At 51.6% G+C, this 21,881-nt stretch carries 19 protein-coding genes; 9 read left to right on the plus strand and 10 right to left on the minus strand.

The features are described from left to right. Nucleotides 1–40: 40 nt before the first annotated feature. On the minus strand, nucleotides 41–895 hold the full coding sequence (locus AB1656_24235; GenBank protein ID MEW6238507.1) for a universal stress protein: 855 nt from the start codon (nucleotides 893–895) through the stop codon (nucleotides 41–43). A 226-nt stretch (nucleotides 896–1,121) separates the two neighbouring features. Here AB1656_24235 and AB1656_24240 point away from each other — a divergent pair, with 226 nt between their 5' ends. The 4 genes from AB1656_24240 to dsbD all read left to right on the plus strand — a co-directional run bounded on the left by AB1656_24240 (nucleotide 1,122) and on the right by dsbD (nucleotide 5,496). Further along, a complete protein-coding gene (locus AB1656_24240) occupies nucleotides 1,122–2,333 on the plus strand; it encodes a PilZ domain-containing protein (GenBank protein ID MEW6238508.1) in 1,212 nt (403 codons plus the stop codon). Continuing rightward, nucleotides 2,330–2,704, plus strand: a complete 375-nt coding sequence (locus AB1656_24245) for a hypothetical protein (protein ID MEW6238509.1) — start codon at nucleotides 2,330–2,332, stop codon at nucleotides 2,702–2,704. Before AB1656_24240 ends, AB1656_24245 begins: the two co-directional genes overlap by 4 nt. 19 nt (nucleotides 2,705–2,723) lie before the next feature. Next, nucleotides 2,724–3,452, plus strand: a complete 729-nt coding sequence (locus AB1656_24250; GenBank protein ID MEW6238510.1) for a hypothetical protein — start codon at nucleotides 2,724–2,726, stop codon at nucleotides 3,450–3,452. Between the two features lie 277 nt (nucleotides 3,453–3,729). Next, nucleotides 3,730–5,496: a protein-disulfide reductase DsbD gene (gene dsbD, locus AB1656_24255; GenBank protein MEW6238511.1), complete on the plus strand. Its 1,767-nt coding sequence runs from the start codon at nucleotides 3,730–3,732 to the stop codon at nucleotides 5,494–5,496. Between the two features lie 115 nt (nucleotides 5,497–5,611). Here dsbD and AB1656_24260 read toward each other — a convergent pair whose 3' ends face one another. The 8 genes from AB1656_24260 to gap all read right to left on the minus strand — a co-directional run bounded on the left by AB1656_24260 (nucleotide 5,612) and on the right by gap (nucleotide 14,910). Further along, the gene (locus AB1656_24260; GenBank protein ID MEW6238512.1) at nucleotides 5,612–7,141 is read right to left on the minus strand and encodes a hypothetical protein; all 1,530 of its coding nucleotides are present in this window, start codon (nucleotides 7,139–7,141) and stop codon (nucleotides 5,612–5,614) included. Nucleotides 7,142–7,172: 31 nt separating this feature from the next. Beyond that, nucleotides 7,173–7,838 (minus strand): hypothetical protein, encoded by a 666-nt coding sequence (locus AB1656_24265; GenBank protein MEW6238513.1) that lies wholly within the window; start codon nucleotides 7,836–7,838, stop codon nucleotides 7,173–7,175. 24 nt (nucleotides 7,839–7,862) lie between these two features. Further along, nucleotides 7,863–8,453, minus strand: a complete 591-nt coding sequence (locus AB1656_24270) for a sigma-70 family RNA polymerase sigma factor (GenBank protein ID MEW6238514.1) — start codon at nucleotides 8,451–8,453, stop codon at nucleotides 7,863–7,865. A gap of 363 nt (nucleotides 8,454–8,816) precedes the next feature. Next, on the minus strand, nucleotides 8,817–10,409 hold the full coding sequence (locus tag AB1656_24275; GenBank protein ID MEW6238515.1) for a hypothetical protein: 1,593 nt from the start codon (nucleotides 10,407–10,409) through the stop codon (nucleotides 8,817–8,819). A gap of 147 nt (nucleotides 10,410–10,556) precedes the next feature. Beyond that, on the minus strand, nucleotides 10,557–11,843 hold the full coding sequence (locus tag AB1656_24280) for an MFS transporter (protein ID MEW6238516.1): 1,287 nt from the start codon (nucleotides 11,841–11,843) through the stop codon (nucleotides 10,557–10,559). A 272-nt stretch (nucleotides 11,844–12,115) separates the two neighbouring features. Next, complete coding sequence (gene secG, locus AB1656_24285; GenBank protein ID MEW6238517.1) at nucleotides 12,116–12,613, minus strand: preprotein translocase subunit SecG; 498 nt, start codon at nucleotides 12,611–12,613, stop codon at nucleotides 12,116–12,118. A gap of 11 nt (nucleotides 12,614–12,624) precedes the next feature. Further along, entirely contained in the window at nucleotides 12,625–13,812 is a 1,188-nt protein-coding gene (locus AB1656_24290; protein ID MEW6238518.1) for a phosphoglycerate kinase, read from the minus strand. 102 nt (nucleotides 13,813–13,914) lie between these two features. Further along, nucleotides 13,915–14,910, minus strand: a complete 996-nt coding sequence (gene gap / locus AB1656_24295) for a type I glyceraldehyde-3-phosphate dehydrogenase (GenBank protein ID MEW6238519.1) — start codon at nucleotides 14,908–14,910, stop codon at nucleotides 13,915–13,917. Between the two features lie 502 nt (nucleotides 14,911–15,412). Here gap and AB1656_24300 point away from each other — a divergent pair. Beyond that, entirely contained in the window at nucleotides 15,413–15,673 is a 261-nt protein-coding gene (locus AB1656_24300) for a hypothetical protein (protein ID MEW6238520.1), read from the plus strand. Between the two features lie 43 nt (nucleotides 15,674–15,716). On the opposite strand, the gene AB1656_24305 is transcribed toward AB1656_24300, so the two are convergent. Beyond that, a complete protein-coding gene (locus tag AB1656_24305; protein ID MEW6238521.1) occupies nucleotides 15,717–17,339 on the minus strand; it encodes a sigma-54 dependent transcriptional regulator in 1,623 nt (540 codons plus the stop codon). Nucleotides 17,340–17,563: 224 nt separating this feature from the next. Here AB1656_24305 and AB1656_24310 point away from each other — a divergent pair, with 224 nt between their 5' ends. The 4 genes from AB1656_24310 to cysW all read left to right on the plus strand — a co-directional run bounded on the left by AB1656_24310 (nucleotide 17,564) and on the right by cysW (nucleotide 21,881). Next, complete coding sequence (locus tag AB1656_24310; GenBank protein MEW6238522.1) at nucleotides 17,564–18,583, plus strand: sulfate ABC transporter substrate-binding protein; 1,020 nt, start codon at nucleotides 17,564–17,566, stop codon at nucleotides 18,581–18,583. A 32-nt stretch (nucleotides 18,584–18,615) separates the two neighbouring features. Beyond that, the gene (locus AB1656_24315; protein ID MEW6238523.1) at nucleotides 18,616–19,995 is read left to right on the plus strand and encodes a porin; all 1,380 of its coding nucleotides are present in this window, start codon (nucleotides 18,616–18,618) and stop codon (nucleotides 19,993–19,995) included. Nucleotides 19,996–20,147: 152 nt separating this feature from the next. Further along, on the plus strand, nucleotides 20,148–20,987 hold the full coding sequence (gene cysT / locus AB1656_24320; GenBank protein ID MEW6238524.1) for a sulfate ABC transporter permease subunit CysT: 840 nt from the start codon (nucleotides 20,148–20,150) through the stop codon (nucleotides 20,985–20,987). 6 nt (nucleotides 20,988–20,993) lie between these two features. After that, nucleotides 20,994–21,881: a sulfate ABC transporter permease subunit CysW gene (gene cysW / locus AB1656_24325; protein ID MEW6238525.1), complete on the plus strand. Its 888-nt coding sequence runs from the start codon at nucleotides 20,994–20,996 to the stop codon at nucleotides 21,879–21,881.

Genomic DNA, 21,881 nt, shown 5'->3' on the forward strand with positions numbered 1-21,881 from the left:
TACAAGCCGGATAACGAATAACGGCGAAAACGAATAAGGATTAATGCTGCAAGAGGACGGCGCGGTTGATGTTGCGCAAGACGCATTCCGTGGTGCTGCCCAACACGAGTTCGCGGACGCGGGCATGACCGTAAGCGCCCATCGCTACTAAATCGACATCATCCTCCTTGGCGGCGGCGACAATCTGTTCCGCCGGATCGCCTTGGCGGATTTCCAGAATATCGCGCAGCTGATAGGCGTCCAGATATTTCAAGGCCTTGTCCGCCACCTGGCGCGCTTCGATTTCGTCTTCATGCACAACCAGCAGTTTCATCTTGATGCTGTTATGGGGGCAACAAGCGTAGAGATGGGCCGCCGAACGCAGCGTCTTCACGGAATATTCGCCGCCGTCGAAGCAAACCAATATCCGTTGCAGCGTGCGGTAGGAATGCGGCGTTACGATAACGGGGATATCCGAGCGGCGAATCACGCTTTCCAGATTCGATCCCAAAAGGCCGGTGCTGAAATCCGCTCCCGCGCCGCGTTGGCCGAGAAAGAGAAGGTCGCAGCACTTGGCTTCTTCCAGAATCATGTCCGTTACGATCCCTTCCCGGATTTCGCAACGGGCGGTTAGACCCGCCTTGCGGCATTCTTCCTGAATGCGATTCAATAGGTTTTCCGCGCGCTCCCATTGTTTGGAAAGCAATTCGTTCTTTTCGAAAACCGATTCGTCGAACACGGGCGGAAAATCGGCCGTCGGATAATAATACGGGTAGACGATCGCAAATTCCTTGCGATCCACCACGCTGAGAATCGTAATCTGCGCTCCCAGCCATTTCGAATATTCCAGGGCGTATCTCATGCAAACTTCGCTGTAACGAGATGCATCAACCGCTAATAGAACGGATTTATACATGACTCCCTCCACCTCCCTTCCAAAGTGCGCCGCCGTCTTCTATAGAATATTGTAACTGATTTTTCCCATTTTTCCTTCCGTAAAACTCAATTAGCCACTATAAAAAAATAGCTGGAAAAGGGCGAATACTCATCCTATTGCGATTTCTTAAAAATGAAATTATCCTTACCAAGGGGAAAACCGGCATCCAATCATTCAATCGCGCCGATTTTTAAAGGAATATCCCGTGCTAAAACCGCTGGTGAGAGAAGAACGCGCTAAAATCAACGAACCATGCCTATGGCGCCATGCGGACCAAGAAGAGGTTTTCCACGGATTTATCATCAATGAAAGCGCTACGGGAGTTTTAGTCGAAACGGACCAGATCCACGAAATCGGTCAAATCATTTGCATTTTGGTTGCTTTCGAGGGGGAAGCCCTGCCTAATCCGTCGAAAATGAATGCCGAGGCGATCTTCCAACATCCGCTCGCGAGAAAAGGGAAGATCGTCCGGCTGGAAGAACCGCACCGCATCGGAGTTCAATTCGACAAGGAAGAAAACGCCGGCGCCGAATATCGGCGCTGGATCCGAGGCGATTCCTGCATTACGACGTTCTTCTTCCCAGATAAAGGAGCTATCTCCCTTTCCGGCAAGATCAACCTGGAAACAAGCGCCTTGCTGCAAAAAATCGTCAATCTGGAAGCCAAAAAACGCAAGGAAATAATTCTCTCCTGCCGCGATGTGCGGGAGGCGTTTACGGCGGCCATCACCGTTTTCCGCACGGCGGTTCTGACCATCGCGAAATCGGGCGCCGATTTGACGTTCATCAACAGCGGCCATGCGGAAACCGCGGAAAAAATCGGCAAAACCATCGAATTCGAGGCCGGACGATGCCTGAATCCCCAAGAACGTTACGCCATCGCGCCTCGCGATCCGATCGAAATCCTCAAATCCAAGCAATCCTTACAACCTTCTGGCGAAAAAAGCCAATCCGCCAAGCCAACGCCTTCTTCCTCGAAAGAGACTCCCTGCAAGGAAGCCGCTCCTTGCGCCTTAATCGTTGGGAAAATCCCATCGGCGGCGCGCCGCTTGGCGGCGCCATTGGAACGCATGAACGTTCCCCTAAGAATCGTTCATAGAGAAGAGGAAATCGTCAACGCTATTCTTCAGACGAATCCTGTCTTTATTATTCTTGATATCGACATCGAGACCAATCATTACGTCTATTTGCTCAACCAAATCGTCAAGCATGAAATCCCTTCTTTGCCTCCGGTGTGCATCGTCGGCCCCGCCATCTTGGAAAAATTGGTAAAGGAGGCGATCAAACTGCCGTTGAAATTTTATATGAACAAGCCTTTCAGCGAACGGGATTATACGCTTTCTCTGAAATGCGCCTCCCTGGAAGGCATTCTGTCGAATTTCGATTTGGAGAACGAGTGGGATATTCGAAAATTATGATTTTTCCAAAAGAATACCGTCATGGAGATTATTACGTTGTCGAGTTCGAAGGGAAATGCGGCGCTATCGACGCTCCCTTTTTAGACGAGTTGTTCTCCGGCATCGCCAGCCAAAACGCCTACTTTATGGCATTGGATTTCACCCGCATTTCCGGCTTCCACTTTTCGCTCTTCGGTCCTCTCGTCAAATTGCGGAATACTCTGATCTCCGCTGGCGGCGCGTTGATCCTGGCGGGATTCCCGCCGGATGCGCGGTATACTTTGCAGGCGATCAAAATGGGCGAAGGGTTTGACTTTCGAGAATCTTTGGCTTCTATTCTTCAAGAATACCCTTCCGAAGAGGAACCGGATCGAGAATCGTCCGAAGATTAAATTCGAAAGCGCATTCGGCGTGAAGAATCTTTCTTTAAATCCCATCTTTTCCCTTCCCGCGCCTGGCGGCGCTAGGGAAGCTCTGGATTTCAGGCGCATCGCCGAATGGCGGAAATCGCTCTTCCCGGAAACGGCGGAAACCTTGCTGGAACTGACGGCGAACCGGGCGGGACTTTCCGGATTTTTGCCGGACAATCCTCCCATCGATCTGCTGGACGAGTTGATGGAAAAAGCGGAAAAAAATCGCTGCCGCTTCGTCTCTCTTTTTATTCCCATCACTCTGAATCAAACCGGCGAAAAGTTAGAAGAGGAAATTTCCATTGTTAATGGATGGACCGATCTGGCGGCGTATATGGGCATACCGTTAGCCAGATTGAGGCTGGCGGAAATGTCCAGCGATTCTTTTCCATCGGCGCAAAACGCCTTGTCTCAAATCGTCAATTACCTAAGCGATGCGGATATCGTCGCGTCCCTTTCCATCCCGGATTTGCCTATCGCTCAGCTTCTGGATTTCGTCGAAAAGCATCGCGACAAAGAGCATCCCCTCCTTGGCTGCGATTGGGAATTGGAGACGGAGCCGCAACAGCCGCTGGCGGAATGCGGCATTCCGTCGGCGATGACAGCGTCCATCCACATTTGTTTCGCCCAGCGTCCCAACCGCGAAGACTTGGAGCAACGCCTTCGTGAAATCGAATCCCATTTCGCAGAAGCTCCTCCGCCGGTCATCCTATCCTTCAATGTTGAATGAAGAGAAAGTAGGATGGGTCGCGTTTTTTGACCCATCATTATTTATTCGAAGGGGGGTGGCAAAGGCAAGGTTGTTTCTGCCCTTGAAACATCTCTAATTTTCCATCATTCATCATTAAGCATTAAAAAAGCGAAGAGACAATATCAAATGAAATATACTAATGGTCTCAAAAAACTTTGCGTAGTTGGAATCGCCCGGTATCATATTTATTATTATTGCCCGCCCAGCGCATTGCGTTCGGCGGAAGACTGTCCTAAATAACAGGAAAATATTCAGCATGAAAAATAATATTCTCGCTCTTACCTTATTCTTCATCTCAATAATTCCATTCAGCGCTTACGCCCAAAACGCCGAACAAGACAAGCTATTCGCGTGGAACGCTTCTCTTTCCCAAGCGCAAGCGGCCCAAGGCTCCTCCATAACGATCAATCTGGATGCCGTTATAGCTCCCGATCACATTATTTACCACGATTCGTTGAAAATCGCCGCCGAGACGCCCGTAGGCTCGGCGGCTTTTGCTCCCGTCTATCCGCAACCGGAAACGAAAATCGATCCTATCGACGGAGCGATGAAAGCCGTTTATCATGGAACCGTTCGTTTTCAAGTCCCCATCCAGCTCGCCGCCAACGCGCCTTTGGGAGAGATGAAGTTCAACGTCTCGGCGCATTTTCAAGGGTGTTCGCCCACGATCTGCTACTTTCCGCGAACGAAAAAAATCGAATTGACGCTCGCCGTGGTCAAAGGAACGGATTCCGCTATTCCTGCGGCGGCGCAAGTTCAAACGCCCGCCCCGCCTCCCGCTTCGGGAAATAACATCATCGAGAATCAACTCTCCCAAGGTTTCTTCTGGGCCTTGCTCAGCCTTTTTTTCGCAGGATTTTTAACCAGTTTGACGCCGTGCGTCTTTCCGCTCATTCCGATTACGGTGAGCATCTTCGGCGCCAAGGACGCCGAAAGCCGTTGGAAAGCCTTTTCCCTCTCGTCGGTTTACGTTCTCGGCATCGTAACGATGTACTCGTCGCTGGGCTTCGCCGCCGCGCGCACCGGGGCTTTGTTCGGCCAATTCATGAGCAATCCCTGGGCCGTCGTTCCCATCGCGCTGTTCTTCATGGCGATGGGCGCCTCCATGCTGGGAGCCTTCGAATTGCAGCTGCCGTCCGCGCTGCAAAACCGGCTTAGCCGGGCGGGAGGCCGGGGTTATCCCAGCGCCTTTCTCATGGGACTGGCGGCGGGAGTCATCGCCGCGCCCTGCACGGGGCCAGTGTTGTTTCCCCTGCTGTTATTCGCCGCCAAGCAAGGAAACGCCGCGCTGGGATTTTCTCTGCTCTTCGTCTATGCGCTGGGCCTAGGTTCTCTGTTTTTGATCGTAGGGACTTTCTCCGGATTGATTTCCAAACTGCCCAAATCGGGGCGATGGATGGAAGGCGTCAAGAGTTTCTTCGGAATCGTGCTCTTCGCATTCGCGCTCTATTTTCTAAAAGACGCTTTTCCTTTCCTGCGTCCGCCTTGGGAGGCCACGGCCATGGCTTATATCGCCGTTGGAGCGTTATTTGTTGTTGGGACGGTTTTAGGCGCATTCCATCTTTCCTTCCATTCGCCGAATAAGATAACGCGGCTTAAAAAGAGCGCGGGAGTTTTGCTTTGCGTTCTGACGATTTATTTCGCCGCCGCCGCCCCTCGCTCCGCCTTGAAGAGCCAAGTGCCATGGATTACGAATTTGAATCAAGGCCTGGCGGACGCCAAAGCGCAAGGCAAACCGGTTATGATCGACTTCTTCGCCGAGTGGTGTACAGCCTGCAAAGAGATCGATGCCTATACCTATACTAATCCCCAAGTAGGCGAAGCCTTGCGCCGTTTCGTCAATATCAAAGCCGATATGACCTATGAAAATGAAGACGATGTTCTTCTGAAACAAAAATACGAAATCGCTGGATTGCCCCTGATCGTTTTTTACGATTCGAAGGGCAATCTGATGGCGAACAAGCGCATAACCGGATTCGTCGATGCAGAGAATTTCTTAAAACTTATTGCGGATATTCCATAAAAAAATCGGAGGAAAGATTCCCTCTTTCCCCCGATCGCAACTTCCGTAGGGTGGGCTCAAAGCGAAGCGTAGCCCACCCTTTTTTATTCAATTGAGAATTTCATCATTCATCATTTCAATACGTCACGATAGAAACGGCGTCTTGAATCTCCTCCATGCCTTCCGCATCTTCGGGAATACAGCTGAAACAAATCCGAATAATCATCGCCGTACTCTGGCCATTATCCGGTGCGCCGGGAGTCAAATCGTATTGGAAAGAGTAAAGATCTTTCATAGCATTAACCGCATCCTGCGATTTCTTAATCCTGTTTTCAATGACAACCTTATTTTCGCCCGGTATAGGTTCGACAATGACATCTACTCGTTTTTGTTGAATTCCTTTTTCCGTCATTTCCTTGATTTTAGATAATTCTTTTTCGGATTTGTCTACTTCGATTTTTTTCAATTCGATTTCTATATTATTCTGTTGTTTTTCCAGTTCTTTCCTTTTTGCGGTGGATTCTTCATCAGTACGGTCTTTCAATTCATCCATGGAACTTCGAATTTTCGCCAATTCCAATTGCAGAGTATCGATTAGTAATCTTCTTCCCGCTTCCTCTTGCTTTTTTATGACATCTTCCGGTTGCCGATCTTCCTCCGATTTCGCTTTCTTGGATTCCGAATCGGCTTTGAGCAGCGATTTCAAATCTTCCAATTCTTTTTTCAATTGTTCTACTTCGTCATTGTCTTTTGCGCCGGAACTCTGGAACCTAGCGCCATATCCCCCGCCTGTGGAAAATCCACCATACGCTCCACTACCATAAACGCCGCCCTGTCTCCGAGGAGTTATATTTCTATACATGCGCGTTAGATCGAACGGCCCGTTCAGGCTTGCGCCTTCGATGACGACGGTAATGGTTTCGTTGGGATTGAAGCCTTCGAAGCGTTTGCCGTATTTGGCCAGAACGTTCAATATCCTGGTTTTCAACCGTTCGACTTTGTTTTCGTCGTAACGGTCGCTCGATTGAGGCGAGGCTTCTTTTACTTCGATCTTATCGAGAATTTCATCCCATTCGTCCTTTTCATGGCTTTCTTCCGCCTCTTCCTTCTTTTCGCCGTTTTCGCGGTGGAGAGGAAAATCGACGCCCAGCGTGAACAACACGCCCAGACCGGGAATCCAATACCCCTGGCAACCCTTGGAGAAGAAGCCTTTGGACTTATAACTTTCGCCCAACGCCTCTTGGAGACGGGAATCGATTATCCGGCTCATCACTTCGATAGCGATTTTGGTTTTTTTGAGAAATTCGGGATCCGGTTGAAAATCAGGGCCGGGAATGCCGCCGCTAAAACCAACCATTCCACCGCCTGGCAGCCCCATGCCCATACCGCCCATCATACCTCCCATGCCTTTCCCCATTCCTCCAGCTGGAGCGCCTATCATTCCGCCCATGCCATACCCCATGCCATTCATAACTCCGCCGCGTTGCTGCTTCGGCTGGGGAGCGGGCTGAGGCGCGGCCGCATACCCAGGCGAAGGCGGAACTACCGGCGCGGCTTCCTGAGCGGACGCGGCGACTGCCGGCTCCTCCGGAGCCACTTGAGCCAAACCATAGAAACCTAATCCCGCCAACAATGAGAGAGACAATACCAATAGCATTCTTTTCATCGTTTTTTACCTCGCTTTTTAAGGTTGAATTTCAATTGTTCTTTTTGCTTTCGAAACCCGGGCTTGCGTCATTCGCGGAATAGGGGATCGGATTGTATGCGAGCGCGTAGATATTGTTGAGGCGGTCGTCGATCGCCCGCATCAGATCGACGGAGAAATCCTTCATCTTCCGCTGCGTTAATTCCTGATCCACTTTGCGGAAAGAAGCCAACAGCATCATCGAACGCTCCATAGCGTCCTGGCGGTCGGCGACCGTCTGGCCTTGGGAAACCATCTGCTCCGCCGTTTTCACAAGTTGATCGACGGCGGGTTGGTAATTTCGTTGAAATTCGGCGCGAATTTCCTCGCGCACCGCCGAGGCGTCCGCCGCCGGTCCCAGCGCCAACCGCACATCGCCCACTTGCAAAACCACGCCTTGGGAAACGCAGAATATCGCCGCCAGGCAGGCCGCCGCCGCAAGCCATCGCCCCCATCGCCGAGGCGGCGTGGAGGCTTTCAAACTGGCGCGCAAAGGCAAAACGGAAGCGGGCGCCTCATCCAAGCAATTCAGCAAGCGATGAGTTCTCTCGATTTCGCCATACTCCGCCTTCGCTTCGGGATTCTGATCCAGCCACGCTTCGAAACGGCGGCGATCCTCGCCGGAAATTTCTCCATAGAGCATCTCCACCATGCGTTGTTCCAATTCCTCGCGAGTCATCCTTTTTCCTCCTGACGGCGATGATTACGCCGTCTGAAAACAATCCGCTTCCAGAACGCCAAGCCGCTTCAATTCCCTCCTCATGGCGTCCAATCCGCGATAGACGCGGGTTTTAATCGTACTTTCCGGCAAATGAAGAACTTCCGCTATATCCTTGAAACTCAGGTTTTCGAAATGGCGCATCACCAGGGCGATGCGCATCTCGCCGGGAAGGAGGTCGAGAGCCTCCTCGATGCGGCGTCCGATTTCGCGGCGGGAAGCTTCGTCGCGCGAAAGGCCGTCCGCCGCCGCCAGCGATCGCTCGCAATTTTCCTCATCGTTCGAATCGATAGGCCGCATGACGGGACTCCGTTTTCTGGCAAATTTATCGATGACTAAATTCGTAGCGATGCGGTAAAGCCAGGCTTGAAACGAACCGCCCGGCGCAAAGGAACGGCGATGATTGTAAATGCGAAGAAACAACTCCTGGCGCAGGTCTTCCGCTTCGTCCCTATTGCCGACGCAGCGGAGAAAATAGTTGAGCATCCGCTTGTCCCAACGTTGAACTAAAAGTTCAAACGCCAATAGAGAGCCATTTCCGCTTTCAACGATCAATTGTTCGTCTGAGAGCAACATCCCGTTCATCCATCGTGAAATTGGGTCTTCAATGAACATAAACGAAGGGATAGATGGAAAAGACGCAATTATTTTATCAAAATCCTAATTGAGGCTTGCTGAAAAAAACTGGTTGGCAGAGAGAAGTGGGAAAACAAGCGTCTCGCCTATCCGACCGATATAGCGCGCCTACCGCCCGACACTCGGCCATCCCAGCCTTGAAAGGCGGGACTATTTTTAAATGCCCCTTTAAAGGGACAAACGACAATAGCCCGTTTCATCGGCGGGAAGGTAAAAGCAAGATTTTTTCTACCCTTGAATAATCCATAGGATTAGCGAGAACATATGAAAAACAAAATGGGACATGTTTTTTTTCATCATTCATCATTCATCATTTATCTTCATCACTCCGCTGGGCGAGACGATTTCATTGAGAATGGCGTTTAAAAACTGGCGGCATTGGCTCTTGGCGGTTTTATCGTCGCCATGAACGTCAACATCCCCGCGCCGCGAGCAGTCAATTCGCTTATACGTCAGATAATCCCCCATATCGAACTGAGCGTGTTCTTGCAGCGTAAATTCATCGACGGGAACCTCGACGATCCACCCCATCTTTTCGGCGGCGTAGGGATCGAGGTTCTTTTCGAAAACGATCAGCTTTTTATGATAATCGAGCAGCTGCGGCATGTGTCCCCGGTTATTGTAGAAGACGTCTCCTTCCTCCTCCGCCTCTCCTTTTCTTTTTCGGGTCTTCGGTTCCGCTTCTTCTCCCTGTGGGGCTTCTCCGCTGCGCGCCCGTGCGACATCGCTATCCAGAATGCGCAGGAAAATGGGAATGCGGGGTTTTTGGTTATATAGGCCGGCAATGAATTTCAATATACTGAAGAGATGCTGAAGATATTGTTGCGCCGCGAAGGAACGAGTGCTCGAATCTTTGCCATAAAAAATAACATGGCGGGGAAACCGATTCGCCAACGCAGGAAGAGAATCGTACAATGGAGTAATGGATTGAATAAGAATCTCGCGGAAACGGGGAATCAGATCCGTCTGGGAGAAAAGTTCGCGGATTTTCTTATGATCGCGCATAGTAAACGTAATATCATCGGCGAACTGCCATTGATAAAACAGCATCTCCCGATACTTGATGTCCTGGACGTTTAACGACATGACGTCTTGAACAATCTGCCGTCCCATCAAGTATACGTACTGCTGCGACTCTGCGCTGTCGTCCAGAAACTTCTGGATGATGTTGTCCAGAATTTGGGTTTTGAGATAAAGGACTGCTTCCTTCCCGCCTGAGAAAGTACGCAAGCGGATAAATTGTTCTACGGCGCCTTTACAGGCTTTCAACCAATGCTCCCATCCTTCGAATCCACGCAAGCGCATGATCGTCTCGCCGGTTTTAGCCTTGATTTCAAAACCGGGCGTATTGGGAAATAGAATAATTTTGCCGATCGAGTTCAACTGCTCCGAGAATTGATAAACCGCGTAACGCATGACGGCGTTCTTGGGGACGGATTGAATCGCAATCCGGTCCAAAATCGCCTTGGCCGCTTGCGGGGGAGTATTGAACGCTTCGGTCAGAAGCGGATGAACGTAGGCGACTGCGACGTTGGAGACGGATTCGCTTCGTTCCAGGATCCTATCGATCCGGTTCAGAATATTCGTCTTCTCGACGGTTTTTCCAGCGGCGTGCTGATCGCAAGCCTGCTTTAATAGTTCTAGGTCGTCGGGATTCAATCCAACATTGGCTTTTTCGAACGCTTCCCGTACAATCCGCTCCCCCCACACGCGGCTGTCGCTTTCCTTTTTCCAACCCCATTTGTAGAAAGGGGATTTCTTGTACTGCAAAACGCCGCGAATCAATCCCAATTCGGTCAATAGAAGATACTTTTTATTTTTTTTTATCGACGACAATAAATAAAGGCCGCCAACGGCTAGCAGAAGAAAGGATAAACCGGCTGTTTCTACAATCATGGAGATTTTTATCCTTCATCAAGAACAATAAACAAAGTACGATATCAAAGACTAATCTGTCGCCGTTTTGCGTCCACCCGCATTATAGTTTTTTCCCAAGCGAAATAAAGTATTTTTTTGTTAACCTTTCATTAGCGAATGAAGTATTCACGCCGATCGTCCGGCGCAGCGTAGTCCTTCCGCTTCATCCACCTTGGCCAAGAGACAAGCGCCAATGATAAAGAATACAATGATGGCGGCGACGCCTGCGCGTTGCGAAGCGAACGTCTGCGTCAATACGCCGAATAAAAAGGGGCCTAAAAAAGCGGTGGCTTTGCCGGAAAAAGCGAAAAAACCGAAAAATTCGTTCTCTTTATCCGTCGGAACGAAACGGCCCATCAAAGAACGGCTCGCCGATTGGTTGGGGCCGGAAAAGATGCCCGCCAACAGGCCGCCGATCCATAGCATGGCTTTCCCTTGAGCGGCGACGGCGAAGATGACGGCCAGCGTCAATCCCGCCAGGCTGATGAGGACCGTCCTTTTCCCTCCCAAACGGTCATCCCAAAATCCCATGGCATACGCTCCCAATCCGGCGGCGATATTCAAACAAATCGCCAAAATCAACAACTCCGAATCGGCGAAATGAAACGTTCCTTTGGCGTAGATGCCGCTGAAGGCGAAGATGGTAATCAGCCCATCGTTATAAAAAAGGCGCGCCGCCAACAGCCTTACGATTTGCCGGTATCGCCGGATTTCATGAAACGTCTCGATCAACTGCTTGACGCTCGACGCCAGGATTTTTTCTCCCCCCGAACATGCCCGCGATCGATCTTCTTTCACCCAAAGAAAAATGGGAATGCAGAAAAGGGCGTACCACACAGCCACCAACAGGTTCGTCGCCCGGATGTTCTCGCCCAATTCTTTGGAAAAGCCAAACCAAGGAACGCTGGGTTGAACGAAACCGGCGAAGGCGATAAGCAGCGCCATTAATCCTCCCATATACCCCATCGCCCAGCCATATCCCGATATGCGCCCGATTTTTTCCGGAGGAGCGATGTCAGGCAAAAAGGCGTTATAAAAAACTTCTCCCATCTCAAAAGCGATGTTGGCCGTTACGAACCAAAACAAAGCCGCGCTTGTCCGGCCTGGCATAATCGTATATAACATCGCCGATCCTCCCGCCGCGACGGCGGTGAAAAAGAAGAGAAACGCCTTGCGAAAACCCCCTCGGTCCGCAATGGCGCCCAGAAACGGCGAAAGCATGGCGGAGGCGAGAGCCGTAATCGTTACGCCTCTCGACCATAGAACCGTTCCCATATTCTCGTCCGCTGCGAAAGCCTTAATGAAATATGTGGCATAGATAAAAGTTACGACCAGCGTCGTAAAGGGGGAATTGGCGAAATCGTATAAGCACCAGGAGAAAACCGCCCGCCGATCGCAGGAAGAAGATCGCATCGATAGTATCCTTATCTCTTGGAATGGAACCAATAATGACGCTCTGGCAAAAAGTATTGATGTTGCTGTCGAGTGACTACCTATTGGGGTGCAGGCATCTTGCCTGCAGTATATCTTGTGCAGGTTGGAAGCCCGCACCACATGAAATTGATTTTTTGCCGTTCCGTCAATAATAAAAACATATCTTAGACGAATTCAAAAATTTTGCGGGAAAAAAACAGCCCAGGAAATCGTTTCCTGGGCCGCGTTTTTCAAAAAGCTTAATTCGATCTTTACGGCTGTCCTCCCTGCTGGGCCGGTTGTCCTTGAGCAGCGGGAATCTGAGAATTATTGGAAGCAGGCGCTTGCGGTTGAGGATCTGAAGTTTGGGGGCTGGAACCTGCGTCCGCTTTTTCCGAGGCGGTTCCCGCCGCGCCTGCGCCGGGAGCTGGAACGGCGGCGTTCTCTTTGGTAGCCTGGCTTTGTTTCACCAAATCCTGCACGGATTGCCCTGTCTGTTGTTCGTCTTGAGTCGCCATGATGCTATGCGCTCCGGAAGGAGGCAAGACGATAGTCAACAGAATGCTCGTCAGAGCGAAAGTAACCGCCAAGCCGATAGTGATCTTCACCAGAATATTCATGGAGCCTGAAGTACTGAAGACGCTGTCGCTGCCGCCGAACGAACCAAAAGCGCCGGAAAGCCCCAGTCCTTTATTCGCTTGCAGCAGAATGAAGAAAACCAAAGCAATGCAAATAGAAAAATGAATAAGACAGAGTAAATAGTAGAGCATTCCACTCTCCTTTATTTATCCGAGAGAGCCGCCACGCCGGGAAGAAGCTTCCCTTCGAGCAGTTCCAACGAGGCGCCTCCTCCCGTGCTGATATGAGAAATTTTATCGCTTACGCCGGCTTTGTGAACCGCCGAGACCGAATCGCCGCCGCCGACGATGGACACGGCGTTGGACGAAGCCACCGCATTGGCGATGCTCATCGTCCCTTCGGCGAAAGCGGGAATTTCAAAAACGCCCATAGGTCCGTTCCAGACGATAGTCTTGGCCTTGGCGATCTCTTCTTTGTATTTCGCAATCGTAGCAGGGCCGATATCGACGCCTTTAAGGCCGCTAGGAATCGAGGAAGCGTTAATAACTTGCGGTTCCACGCCCTCTTTCACTTCGGCGGCCGCTTTATGATCTACCGGCAGCAGAAACTTGACGCCTTTTTTCTCCACCGCTTCCAACACCTGCTTTGCGACGTCCAGTTTCTCTTCTTCAACGATGGAACCGCCCACTTCGACGCCCTTGACCTTCAACAAAGTATACGCCATGGCGCCGCCGATGAGAATGCCGTCCACTTTATCGAGCAAGTTGGTGATAACGTCGATTTTGCCGGAAATTTTTAATCCGCCGAGAATAGCGAGGAAAGGACGTTGGGGCGCCTCCAACGCGCCGATGAGATACTCCAGTTCTTTCTGCATTAAATACCCGGCGGCGTTTTCCTTGAAGAAGCGAGTAACGCCTTCCGTGGAAGCGTGGGCGCGGTGAGCCGTGCCGAAAGCGTCGTTGACGTAAAGGTCGCCTAATGATGCTAGTTGTTTGCAAAATTCGGGATCGTTCTTCTCCTCTTCGGGATGGAAGCGAAGATTCTCCAGCATGACAACGTCGCCGTCTTTCATGGCGGATACGGCCTGGGCGACATCGCTCCCGACGCAATCCTTGAGGGCGGCGACCGGTTTGCCCAATAATTCACCCAACCGTTTGGCGGCGGGCGCCAAGCGGAATTCCTCTTTGACCTGGCCTTTGGGACGTCCCAGATGGGACATCAGGATCACGCGGCCGCCCCGATCCATTAGGGATTGAATCGTAGGGATGGCGGCGCGGATGCGGGTATCGTCCGTAACGTTCGCTGCCGCGTCCAAGGGGACGTTAAAATCCACGCGTACGAGAACGCGCTTTCCTTGAGGATTGATATCGTCGATCGTTTTCTTGTTCATGGCTCGAACTCTCCGTCTCCAGTATTAAAGCGGCAAGGAGACGGGGAGACATGGCGGACGCCACTCTCCCCATCTCAAAGTCTCAGAATCTCAAAGTCTCTCTTACGCGATCATCTTAATCAGATCGACGACGCGGTTGGAGAAGCCCCATTCGTTGTCGTACCAAGAAAGAATCTTGATAAACGTCTTGTCGATCACTCTGGTGTATAGCGAATCGAAGATGGAAGAGTGCGGATTGCCGTTGAAGTCGCCGGATACCAGCGGCTCGTCGCAATACATCAGAATGCCTTTCATGGAACCTTCCGCCGCCGCTTTCACGGCCGCGTTGATTTCATCGACAGTCACCGCTTGACCCAACTCGGCGGTCAAATCGACCACGGAAACGTTAGGAGTGGGGACGCGCATGGAGAAGCCGTCCAGCTTGCCGTTCAATTCCGGCATAACCAGGCCAATAGCGGCGGCGGCGCCAGTTTTGGTGGGAATCATATTCAAAGCGGCGGCGCGGGCGCGGCGCAAATCTTTATGAGGTTGATCCAAAATTTTCTGATCGTTGGTGTAGGAGTGGATGGTGGTCATGAGGCCGCGCTTGATGCCGAATTTTTCGTGTAAAACTTTGACGACCGGCGCCAGGCAGTTAGTGGTGCAGGAAGCGTTGGATAACACGTCATGCTTGGAACCGTCATAGATGCCGTCGTTCACGCCCATAACAATGGTAACGTCGCAGTCCTTGGAAGGAGCGCTGATGATGACCTTTTTGGCGCCCGCTTTCATATGGGCGGCCGCTTTGGCGCGATCGGTAAACAAGCCGGTGGATTCGACTACGATTTGCGCCCCCAATTTGGCCCAGGGCAAATTGGCGGGATCCTTTTCCGCGCAAACGGGAATAGCGGCGCCATCGATCACCAGGTCTTCTCCTTTAGCGGCGACGGATCCGCCGTAAATTCCATGGATGGAATCGTATTTGTAAAGGTAGGCCAGCGTCTTAGCGTCGGTAATATCGTTGATGCCGACGATCTCGATGCCGCCCGCTTTCATAGCCGCCCGCGCTACCAGTCTTCCGATTCGTCCAAATCCATTGATTCCTACTTTAATCGCCATTGTTGTCCTCCTATGCGTTTAACCGCATTTTATGGGTTTTTATATGGTGAATGAATACATTCGGCGTGTCGAAAAGAAGAGCGTTCCCACGGCTTCAAGGTTAGAAAAAAACCGTCGTCCAAACAGCCCGGCCCCTCTTTGTATAATCTATAAATAATAACCCGCTACGAAAGAATCGAAAAGGAGCATCCGCCTTTCCGAACAAATTTTCATAAATGGTTTTCTTTCGCCCAACTCAATCCTAACAAACAACGGAAAATAAGCTATATTTCAGGATCAACGAATGAATTTTAGGATGGGGTTCAGAATTTTTAGCGGCGCAATGTCAAGAAACGATTTGACATTCGGATTTTCTTCGATCATAATATCGAGTAGATTACATTTGATGTAATATTATTTTTTGCCGTTGAGAGGATAAAGAGCGCCATTCGTTTCCATGCAGCGAGAAATTCCTTGTTGTTTGGAATAAAGCCATACCATCCGATGAAATGAGGGAGCAGTCATGAGCGAAGAGACCATTGTATCCATCCAACTGCGGCATATCGATCCCAGCCTGGTCGCCAAGTTGCAGAACCTATCCAAAACTTACGGCGTATCCGAAAAGATGTTGGTGGACATCGCCATCAAAAAATTCCTCAATCTAGCGCTCGACGAACACTGCGAACTCATCGCCGAATATCAAACCTGTCAAAAACTGGGCCAGCGCTTTGGAGATATCGACCTTTTGGGCGCGCTGAATCGGAAAAGATTTAAAACCGCATAAATTCTTCCAGCGGCGATTTGCGAGTTTCCTCCAGTCCGCGATCTTATGGCCATTGGAGAGCGGAAGGGGGAGGATTTTTCTCCGTCTCCGAAGCTGGCGATGAAAAGCGGAAGCGCCGCCAATCGATGCGCAACTTTCGCATTCGCGCCCGCAACGTATGTGGATTGATGCGCAAAAGGGCCGCTGCGCCGTTCCGGCCTTCGATGCGCCCATTCGTTCTCACGAGAGCGGCTTCGATATGGCGTCGAACCGCCTCGTCAAGGGGAAGAAAAGCAAAATCCGAAGTGGGCGGCGTCTCCCCTTCGAAAAACGCCTTCGACGGTTTGCCCGCTGTCAGGTTCATCACTCCTAACGCCTTGGCCACATCCAAACGCCGTCCGTTGCCGATCAAAGCCGCCCTGTCCATGATGGCGCCCAACTCGCGGATGTTTCCCGGCCAGGAATAGGAAGTCAGCAATTCGATATCTTCTTGCGTGGGCAATAGCGCCGGCAGACCGAAACGAATAGCGGAACGTTCGGCGAAATAGTTCGCCATAACCGGCATATCTTCGAACCGGTCGCGCAAGGGGGGCAGGAAAATGGGAAAGACGGCGATGCGATACCACAAATCTTCCCGGAATCGTCCTTCGCCGACCATGGAAGCCAAATCCCGATGCGTAGCGGCGACGAGACGAACATCGACCTTGATAGGTTGGCGTCCCCCGACGCGCTCCAGCCAGCCGTCCTGCAGGATGCGCAACAGCCGAACCTGGACATTCAGAGGCAATTCCCCGATTTCATCCAGGAAAAGCGTGCCTTCATCGGCTCGCTCGAACCATCCTCGATAAGTCTCCACCGCCCCGGTGAAAGCGCCGCGCTCATGTCCGAAAAGTTGCGAGTCGATCAGTTCCGGCGGAATGGCGCCGCAATTCACGCGCATGATAGGACCGGAAGCGCGAGGAGAGCGTTTGTGAATGGCGCGGGCGACTAGTTCCTTGCCTGTGCCCGTTTCGCCGAAGATCAACACGGGAACATTGGAAGCGGCGACGCGGTCGACGCGCTCCATGACGGAACGCAACGTCGTATCCGCGCCGATGATGGTATCGCCCAGATCGCGGCGGCCAAGGCGGTTGAGCAACGAACGCTTGTCCGCTTCCGCCGCCTCGCGCAAAGCGGCCATTTCCCGCAGCCGATGATCGTTGTCCAAAGCGATGGCGAACGGCTCGAGGAGAATCTCCATCATAAGCGCATGGCGTTCCTGGAAATCTCGGCCCGGCGCGGCGATTAGAAGTAGAATTCCCAATGCGCCGCTGGGACAGCGCAAAGGTCCGGCCAAAAAATCGGCTTCCCTATTCATTGGCAAGAGAAAGTTCAAATCCGGAGCAAACGGCCTATCCCCTAGCCGATGCCTTACTCCGCCGTTAATGCGCCAATTTTGCAGCGCTTTCATTTGAGCCGAAGAACATTCCCGCCCCGTTTCGCCCAGAAGAGGCGGAGGCGCCGATAAGCCGAAGGCCGCCGCGTCCAGACGCGAACGTTCGGGATTGACGCGCATTACAATAACCTGAGAGAGAGGAAGATGGCGCACCAGCATTTGGGCGATGGTAACGGTAGATTCGCTAATCTCAATATGACGGCAGGCCTCGCGCCATACATCGAGAAGGATTTCATTAAACTTATCCATCATTTTTTGATTTTGTCCTATGACCAGCATATTTGACAGTTTATACTAGCATATTATATGGGATTATCCATCTTATTTAACGGATATTATGCGCTTCTTTTTATTTTTTATATCCTATATTTTTATAAATCAATACGTTATCTAATTATAAATATTTGGTTCATCCTTTGCTTTATTAAGCTTATGAATACTCTGATTCAATTCACGCTTGATTAGGAGACCAAAGCATGTCGGCAAAATGTCATTTTAAAAGATGGTTAATTGCAGTGGTAGTATCATTCATTGGGAGCTGGGCGCCGGATTCGGCGAAAGCGGAGACAGAATTGCTTAACGTCTCCTACGATCCGACGCGGGAGTTTTATCACGAGTACAACCAAATCTTTCAAGCCTATTGGAAAGAAAAGGCGGGACAGGAGATCGTTATTCGCCAATCGCATGGGGGATCGGGAAAACAAGCGCGGGCGGTCATCGATGGCCTGGAAGCGGACGTAGTAACGTTAGCCCTAGCCTACGACATCGACGCCATCCATAAAAACGCCGATCTCCTGCCGGAAAACTGGCAATCGCGGCTGCCGAACAACAGCTGCCCCTATACGTCAACTATTATTTTCCTCGTCCGCAAAGGCAATCCCAAAGGAATCCGCGATTGGGACGATTTGGCGAAGCCCGGCGTTTCCATCATTACTCCCAATCCGAAGACATCCGGCGGTGCGCGATGGAATTATCTGGCCACGTGGGGCTACGCCATGAAAAAGTGGAACAACGACGAAGTAAAAGCCAAAGAATTCGTTGGCAAAATTTTCCAGAACGTCCCGGTGCTTGATACGGGAGCGCGAGGGTCTACGAACACCTTCCTGCGGGGCATGGGCGATGTCATGCTCGCTTGGGAAAACGAAGCCCTGCTTGTCGTCAACCGCATCGGCAAGCACAATTATGAAATCGTCATCCCCTCCCTCAGCATCGTAGCTGAACCGCCCGTGGCTCTCATCGACAAAAACGTCGATAAACATAAAACCCGCGAGGCGGCGGAAGCCTATTTGAACAATCTTTATGGCGAAAAAGGGCAAAATCTATGCGCGAAACATTATTACCGTCCCTCGGACGCCAAAATTCTGGATAAAAATAAGAAGATTTTTCCCGAAGTAAAAACCTTCACCATCGAGGAGATGTTCGGCGGTTGGGCGAAAGCGCAGGAAACGCATTTTTCCGACGGCGGCGTATTCGATCAACTCTATCAGACAAAATGACGATCTCGTTCACGCAGAAAGGATGATTCTTCATGAAAGCAACGATCCATCATTTTTTACTCTCGGCCATCGCATTATTTTTTATTGTCCCGATAAGCGCGAATGCTCAATCCAATCTCTCGGATGAAGTAAAGGAATTGAAGCAGATGGTGAAGCAGCTGCAGCAAAGGATCGAAGAGTTAGAAACCGCGCAAAAGAAGGAAAGCGCGCCTTTGCCTTCCTCGAAACCCGCCGCCGCTTCCCCCGAAACGAAAAAAAGCGGCGCCTCTATTCAGGCAACATGGAATAAGGGATTGGAATTTCAAACTCAAGACGGCTCCACAAGAATCAAACTCGGAGGCCGCGTGCAAAGCGATTGGTATACGGGAAATATAGAGGATAACGATTTCCCCGATGGAACCCGTTTCCGCCGCGTATGGCTGCGGCTGAACGGAAAAATCTACGACGATACGATCTTCGATTGGCAATACGATTTTTCCGATAATGGACAAGCGAAGTTGAAGGACTTGTATATCGGATATACCGGCCTGGATTGGGCGACCATTCGCGTCGGCCAGTTTCGAGAACCTTTCGGTTTGGAACAATTGACGAACTCCAGCCACATCACCCTCATGGAGCGGGCGCCGCTCGATCTTCTCACGCCCAGCCGTCAAACCGGCGTAATGTTGGATGATGAAATTCTCGGCAAACGGATGACTTGGGCTTTAGGAGCCTTTAAAAATTCGAATGCCTTCGGCAACGGCTTCGAAAACGACGACGTCAATGGAGATTGGGCGGTAACCGGACGTTTAACCGGCTTGCCTTGGTTTGAGGACGGCGGTAAGCGCCTGCTGCATTTGGGGGCGAGTTACAGCCACCGCGATTGGGGCGGCGATCCCTTCCGCATCCAAGCGCGGGGATCGTTTTGCAGAGGGAACATTCTCGTCGATACGGGAACGGACAACGCCGCATACAATGTGGATCAATTCGAACTTTTTGGAGCAGAAGCGGCGCTCGTTCTCGGCCCTCTTTCCTTGCAAAGCGAGTACGTCCTCAACGATCTGCAATCGTCCGGTTTCGGGGATCAGACCTACGACGGCGCCTACGCTCAAATCAGCTACTTTCTTACCGGCGAATATCGCCCCTATCAGGCGGGAAGATTCGTCACTCCTTCGCCAAAGCGCAATTTCGGCAAGGATGGAGGCTGGGGCGCGTGGGAATTGGCGTTCCGCTACGGCTGGCTCGATCTCGATGATACTCCCGTAACCGCAGCGAAAGGCGGCGAATTGAACGATTACGCATTCGGCGTGAATTGGTACATGAATCCCAATTTCAGGATGATATGGAACTACGTTCATTCCGAATCCAGCGGAGCGAATCCGGACGACCTCGCGGCGGATATATTCCAAATGCGCTTCGATCTTTGTTTTTAAGGAAATGGTGAGATATCCGAAGAAAGTTTAGTAACAACGACAAGTTGCATTGCATTTTAATATGACTTTACGAAAGCGGCTTAAATGAGCAAAGGCAGGCAGCGGCATGCCTTTGCCGCTCTACTCGTAGAATTTTCATAAGGAAACCGTCTATGCCATCACTCTCCAAACGTCGCGCCATCATTCCCGGATTCGGCCTTACGATGGGGCTGACGCTTACTTATTTGGGAACGATCGTACTGATTCCATTATCCACTCTTTATTTAAAAACGCTGGGACTCTCCTGGCAGGAATTATGGAGCGCCATCGCGTCGCCGCGAGCTATCGCCTCTTATAAGTTGAGTTTCGGAGCTTCCCTGGCGGCGGCGGGCGTCAATACCGTATTCGGATTGCTTACGGCGTGGGTCTTAGTACGCTGCCGCTTTCCTGGCCGCAGCTTGATCGATGCGATGGTGGACCTTCCCTTCGCACTGCCTACGGCGGTAGCGGGCATCTCGCTCGCCGCCATCTATTCCGAAAACGGCCTCATTGGCCGCTATCTCTCCCAGGTTGGAATCCAAGGCGCCTACAGCCGTCTGGGCGTGGGGATTGCGTTGACGTTCATCGGCCTGCCCTTCGTCGTGCGCACCATCCAGCCCGTCCTGCGCGACATCGATCCCGAATTGGAAGAAGCCGCCGCCAGCCTGGGGGCTTCCCGTTGGCAGACGTTTTCCAAAATCTTGGCCCCCTTGCTGCTGCCCGCCTGCTTGACAGGCTTCGCGCTCGCTTTCGCGCGCGCGTTGGGAGAGTACGGCTCTGTCGTCTTCATTTCAGGCAATATGCCCATGCGCACGGAAATCGCGCCGCTGTTAATCATGACGAAACTAGAAGAATACGACTACGCCGGGGCCGCCGCCCTGGCCGTCTTCATGCTCAGCGTCTCTTTTCTGATTCTGCTGGGCGTCAATCTGCTGCAACATTGGAGCCGCCGCCGCTTGGAACCAGTACGCTGAAAGAAAATGACCATGACATCGAAAAAGATTCATCCCGTCATGAGCCGCAAGCAAGAATCGCGGATTGTTCGCGGTTTGCTTATATTCACATCGCTTTCATTTCTCGCTCTCTTTCTATTCGTTCCCTTGCTCGCGGTTTTTTATAATGCGCTGCGCGAGGGATGGGCGATGTATTGGACGGCGGTCAGCGAACCCGACGCCTTGGCGGCGATCCGGCTGACGCTGCTTATTACGGCCATCGCCGCGCCCGCGAATCTGCTTTTCGGAATCTGCGCCGCCTGGGCGATCGCCAAATTCGAGTTCAAAGGGAAAAACCTGCTCGTCACCCTCATTGACTTGCCATTCACAGTCTCGCCGGTGATTTCCGGCGTCATTTTCATCATGATCTTCGGCGCGCATGGCTGGTTCGGCGCCTGGCTCGCGGCGCATGGCGTTCAAATCATTTTCGCTGCGCCTGGCATTGCGCTGGCCACCCTCTTCGTAACCTTTCCCTTCGTGGCGCGCGAATTGATTCCTTTGATGCAATCGCAAGGCGTCGACGACGAGGAAGCGGCGTTATCATTGGGCGCCAATGGCTGGCAGACGTTTTTCCGCGTTACGCTGCCCAACATCCGCTGGGGATTGTTATACGGCGTCATTCTGTGCACAGCGCGGGCCGTGGGGGAGTTTGGCGCCGTATCGGTAGTATCCGGACACATTCGCGGCAAAACCGTAACTATGCCTTTGCAAGTGGAGATTCTTTACAACGAATACAACTTCACAGCGGCTTTCGCCGTGGCGTCGCTTCTGACTCTGGTAAGCCTGCTTACTTTGGGACTGAAGAAATTGGCGGAATGGAAAAGCCGGGAAATCATGTTGGAACGAGGAGTCAACGCGGCGACTCTGGAAGGATAG

The sequence above is a fragment of the Candidatus Omnitrophota bacterium genome (assembly GCA_040755155.1).
Taxonomy (GTDB): domain Bacteria; phylum Hinthialibacterota; class Hinthialibacteria; order Hinthialibacterales; family Hinthialibacteraceae; genus JBFMBP01.

Coding starts and splice junctions, on each gene's coding strand:
- AB1656_24260 (MEW6238512.1), bottom strand. CDS start 7,141: ATGAAAAGAATGCTATTGGTATTGTCTCTCTCATTGTTGGCGGGATTA.
- dsbD (MEW6238511.1), top strand. CDS start 3,730: ATGAAAAATAATATTCTCGCTCTTACCTTATTCTTCATCTCAATAATT.
- AB1656_24275 (MEW6238515.1), bottom strand. CDS start 10,409: ATGATTGTAGAAACAGCCGGTTTATCCTTTCTTCTGCTAGCCGTTGGC.
- AB1656_24300 (MEW6238520.1), top strand. CDS start 15,413: ATGAGCGAAGAGACCATTGTATCCATCCAACTGCGGCATATCGATCCC.
- AB1656_24290 (MEW6238518.1), bottom strand. CDS start 13,812: ATGAACAAGAAAACGATCGACGATATCAATCCTCAAGGAAAGCGCGTT.
- gap (MEW6238519.1), bottom strand. CDS start 14,910: ATGGCGATTAAAGTAGGAATCAATGGATTTGGACGAATCGGAAGACTG.
- cysW (MEW6238525.1), top strand. CDS start 20,994: ATGACCATGACATCGAAAAAGATTCATCCCGTCATGAGCCGCAAGCAA.
- AB1656_24235 (MEW6238507.1), bottom strand. CDS start 895: ATGTATAAATCCGTTCTATTAGCGGTTGATGCATCTCGTTACAGCGAA.
- AB1656_24270 (MEW6238514.1), bottom strand. CDS start 8,453: ATGTTGCTCTCAGACGAACAATTGATCGTTGAAAGCGGAAATGGCTCT.
- AB1656_24245 (MEW6238509.1), top strand. CDS start 2,330: ATGATTTTTCCAAAAGAATACCGTCATGGAGATTATTACGTTGTCGAG.
- cysT (MEW6238524.1), top strand. CDS start 20,148: ATGCCATCACTCTCCAAACGTCGCGCCATCATTCCCGGATTCGGCCTT.
- AB1656_24280 (MEW6238516.1), bottom strand. CDS start 11,843: ATGCGATCTTCTTCCTGCGATCGGCGGGCGGTTTTCTCCTGGTGCTTA.
- AB1656_24305 (MEW6238521.1), bottom strand. CDS start 17,339: ATGATGGATAAGTTTAATGAAATCCTTCTCGATGTATGGCGCGAGGCC.
- AB1656_24265 (MEW6238513.1), bottom strand. CDS start 7,838: ATGACTCGCGAGGAATTGGAACAACGCATGGTGGAGATGCTCTATGGA.
- AB1656_24315 (MEW6238523.1), top strand. CDS start 18,616: ATGAAAGCAACGATCCATCATTTTTTACTCTCGGCCATCGCATTATTT.
- AB1656_24310 (MEW6238522.1), top strand. CDS start 17,564: ATGTCGGCAAAATGTCATTTTAAAAGATGGTTAATTGCAGTGGTAGTA.
- secG (MEW6238517.1), bottom strand. CDS start 12,613: ATGCTCTACTATTTACTCTGTCTTATTCATTTTTCTATTTGCATTGCT.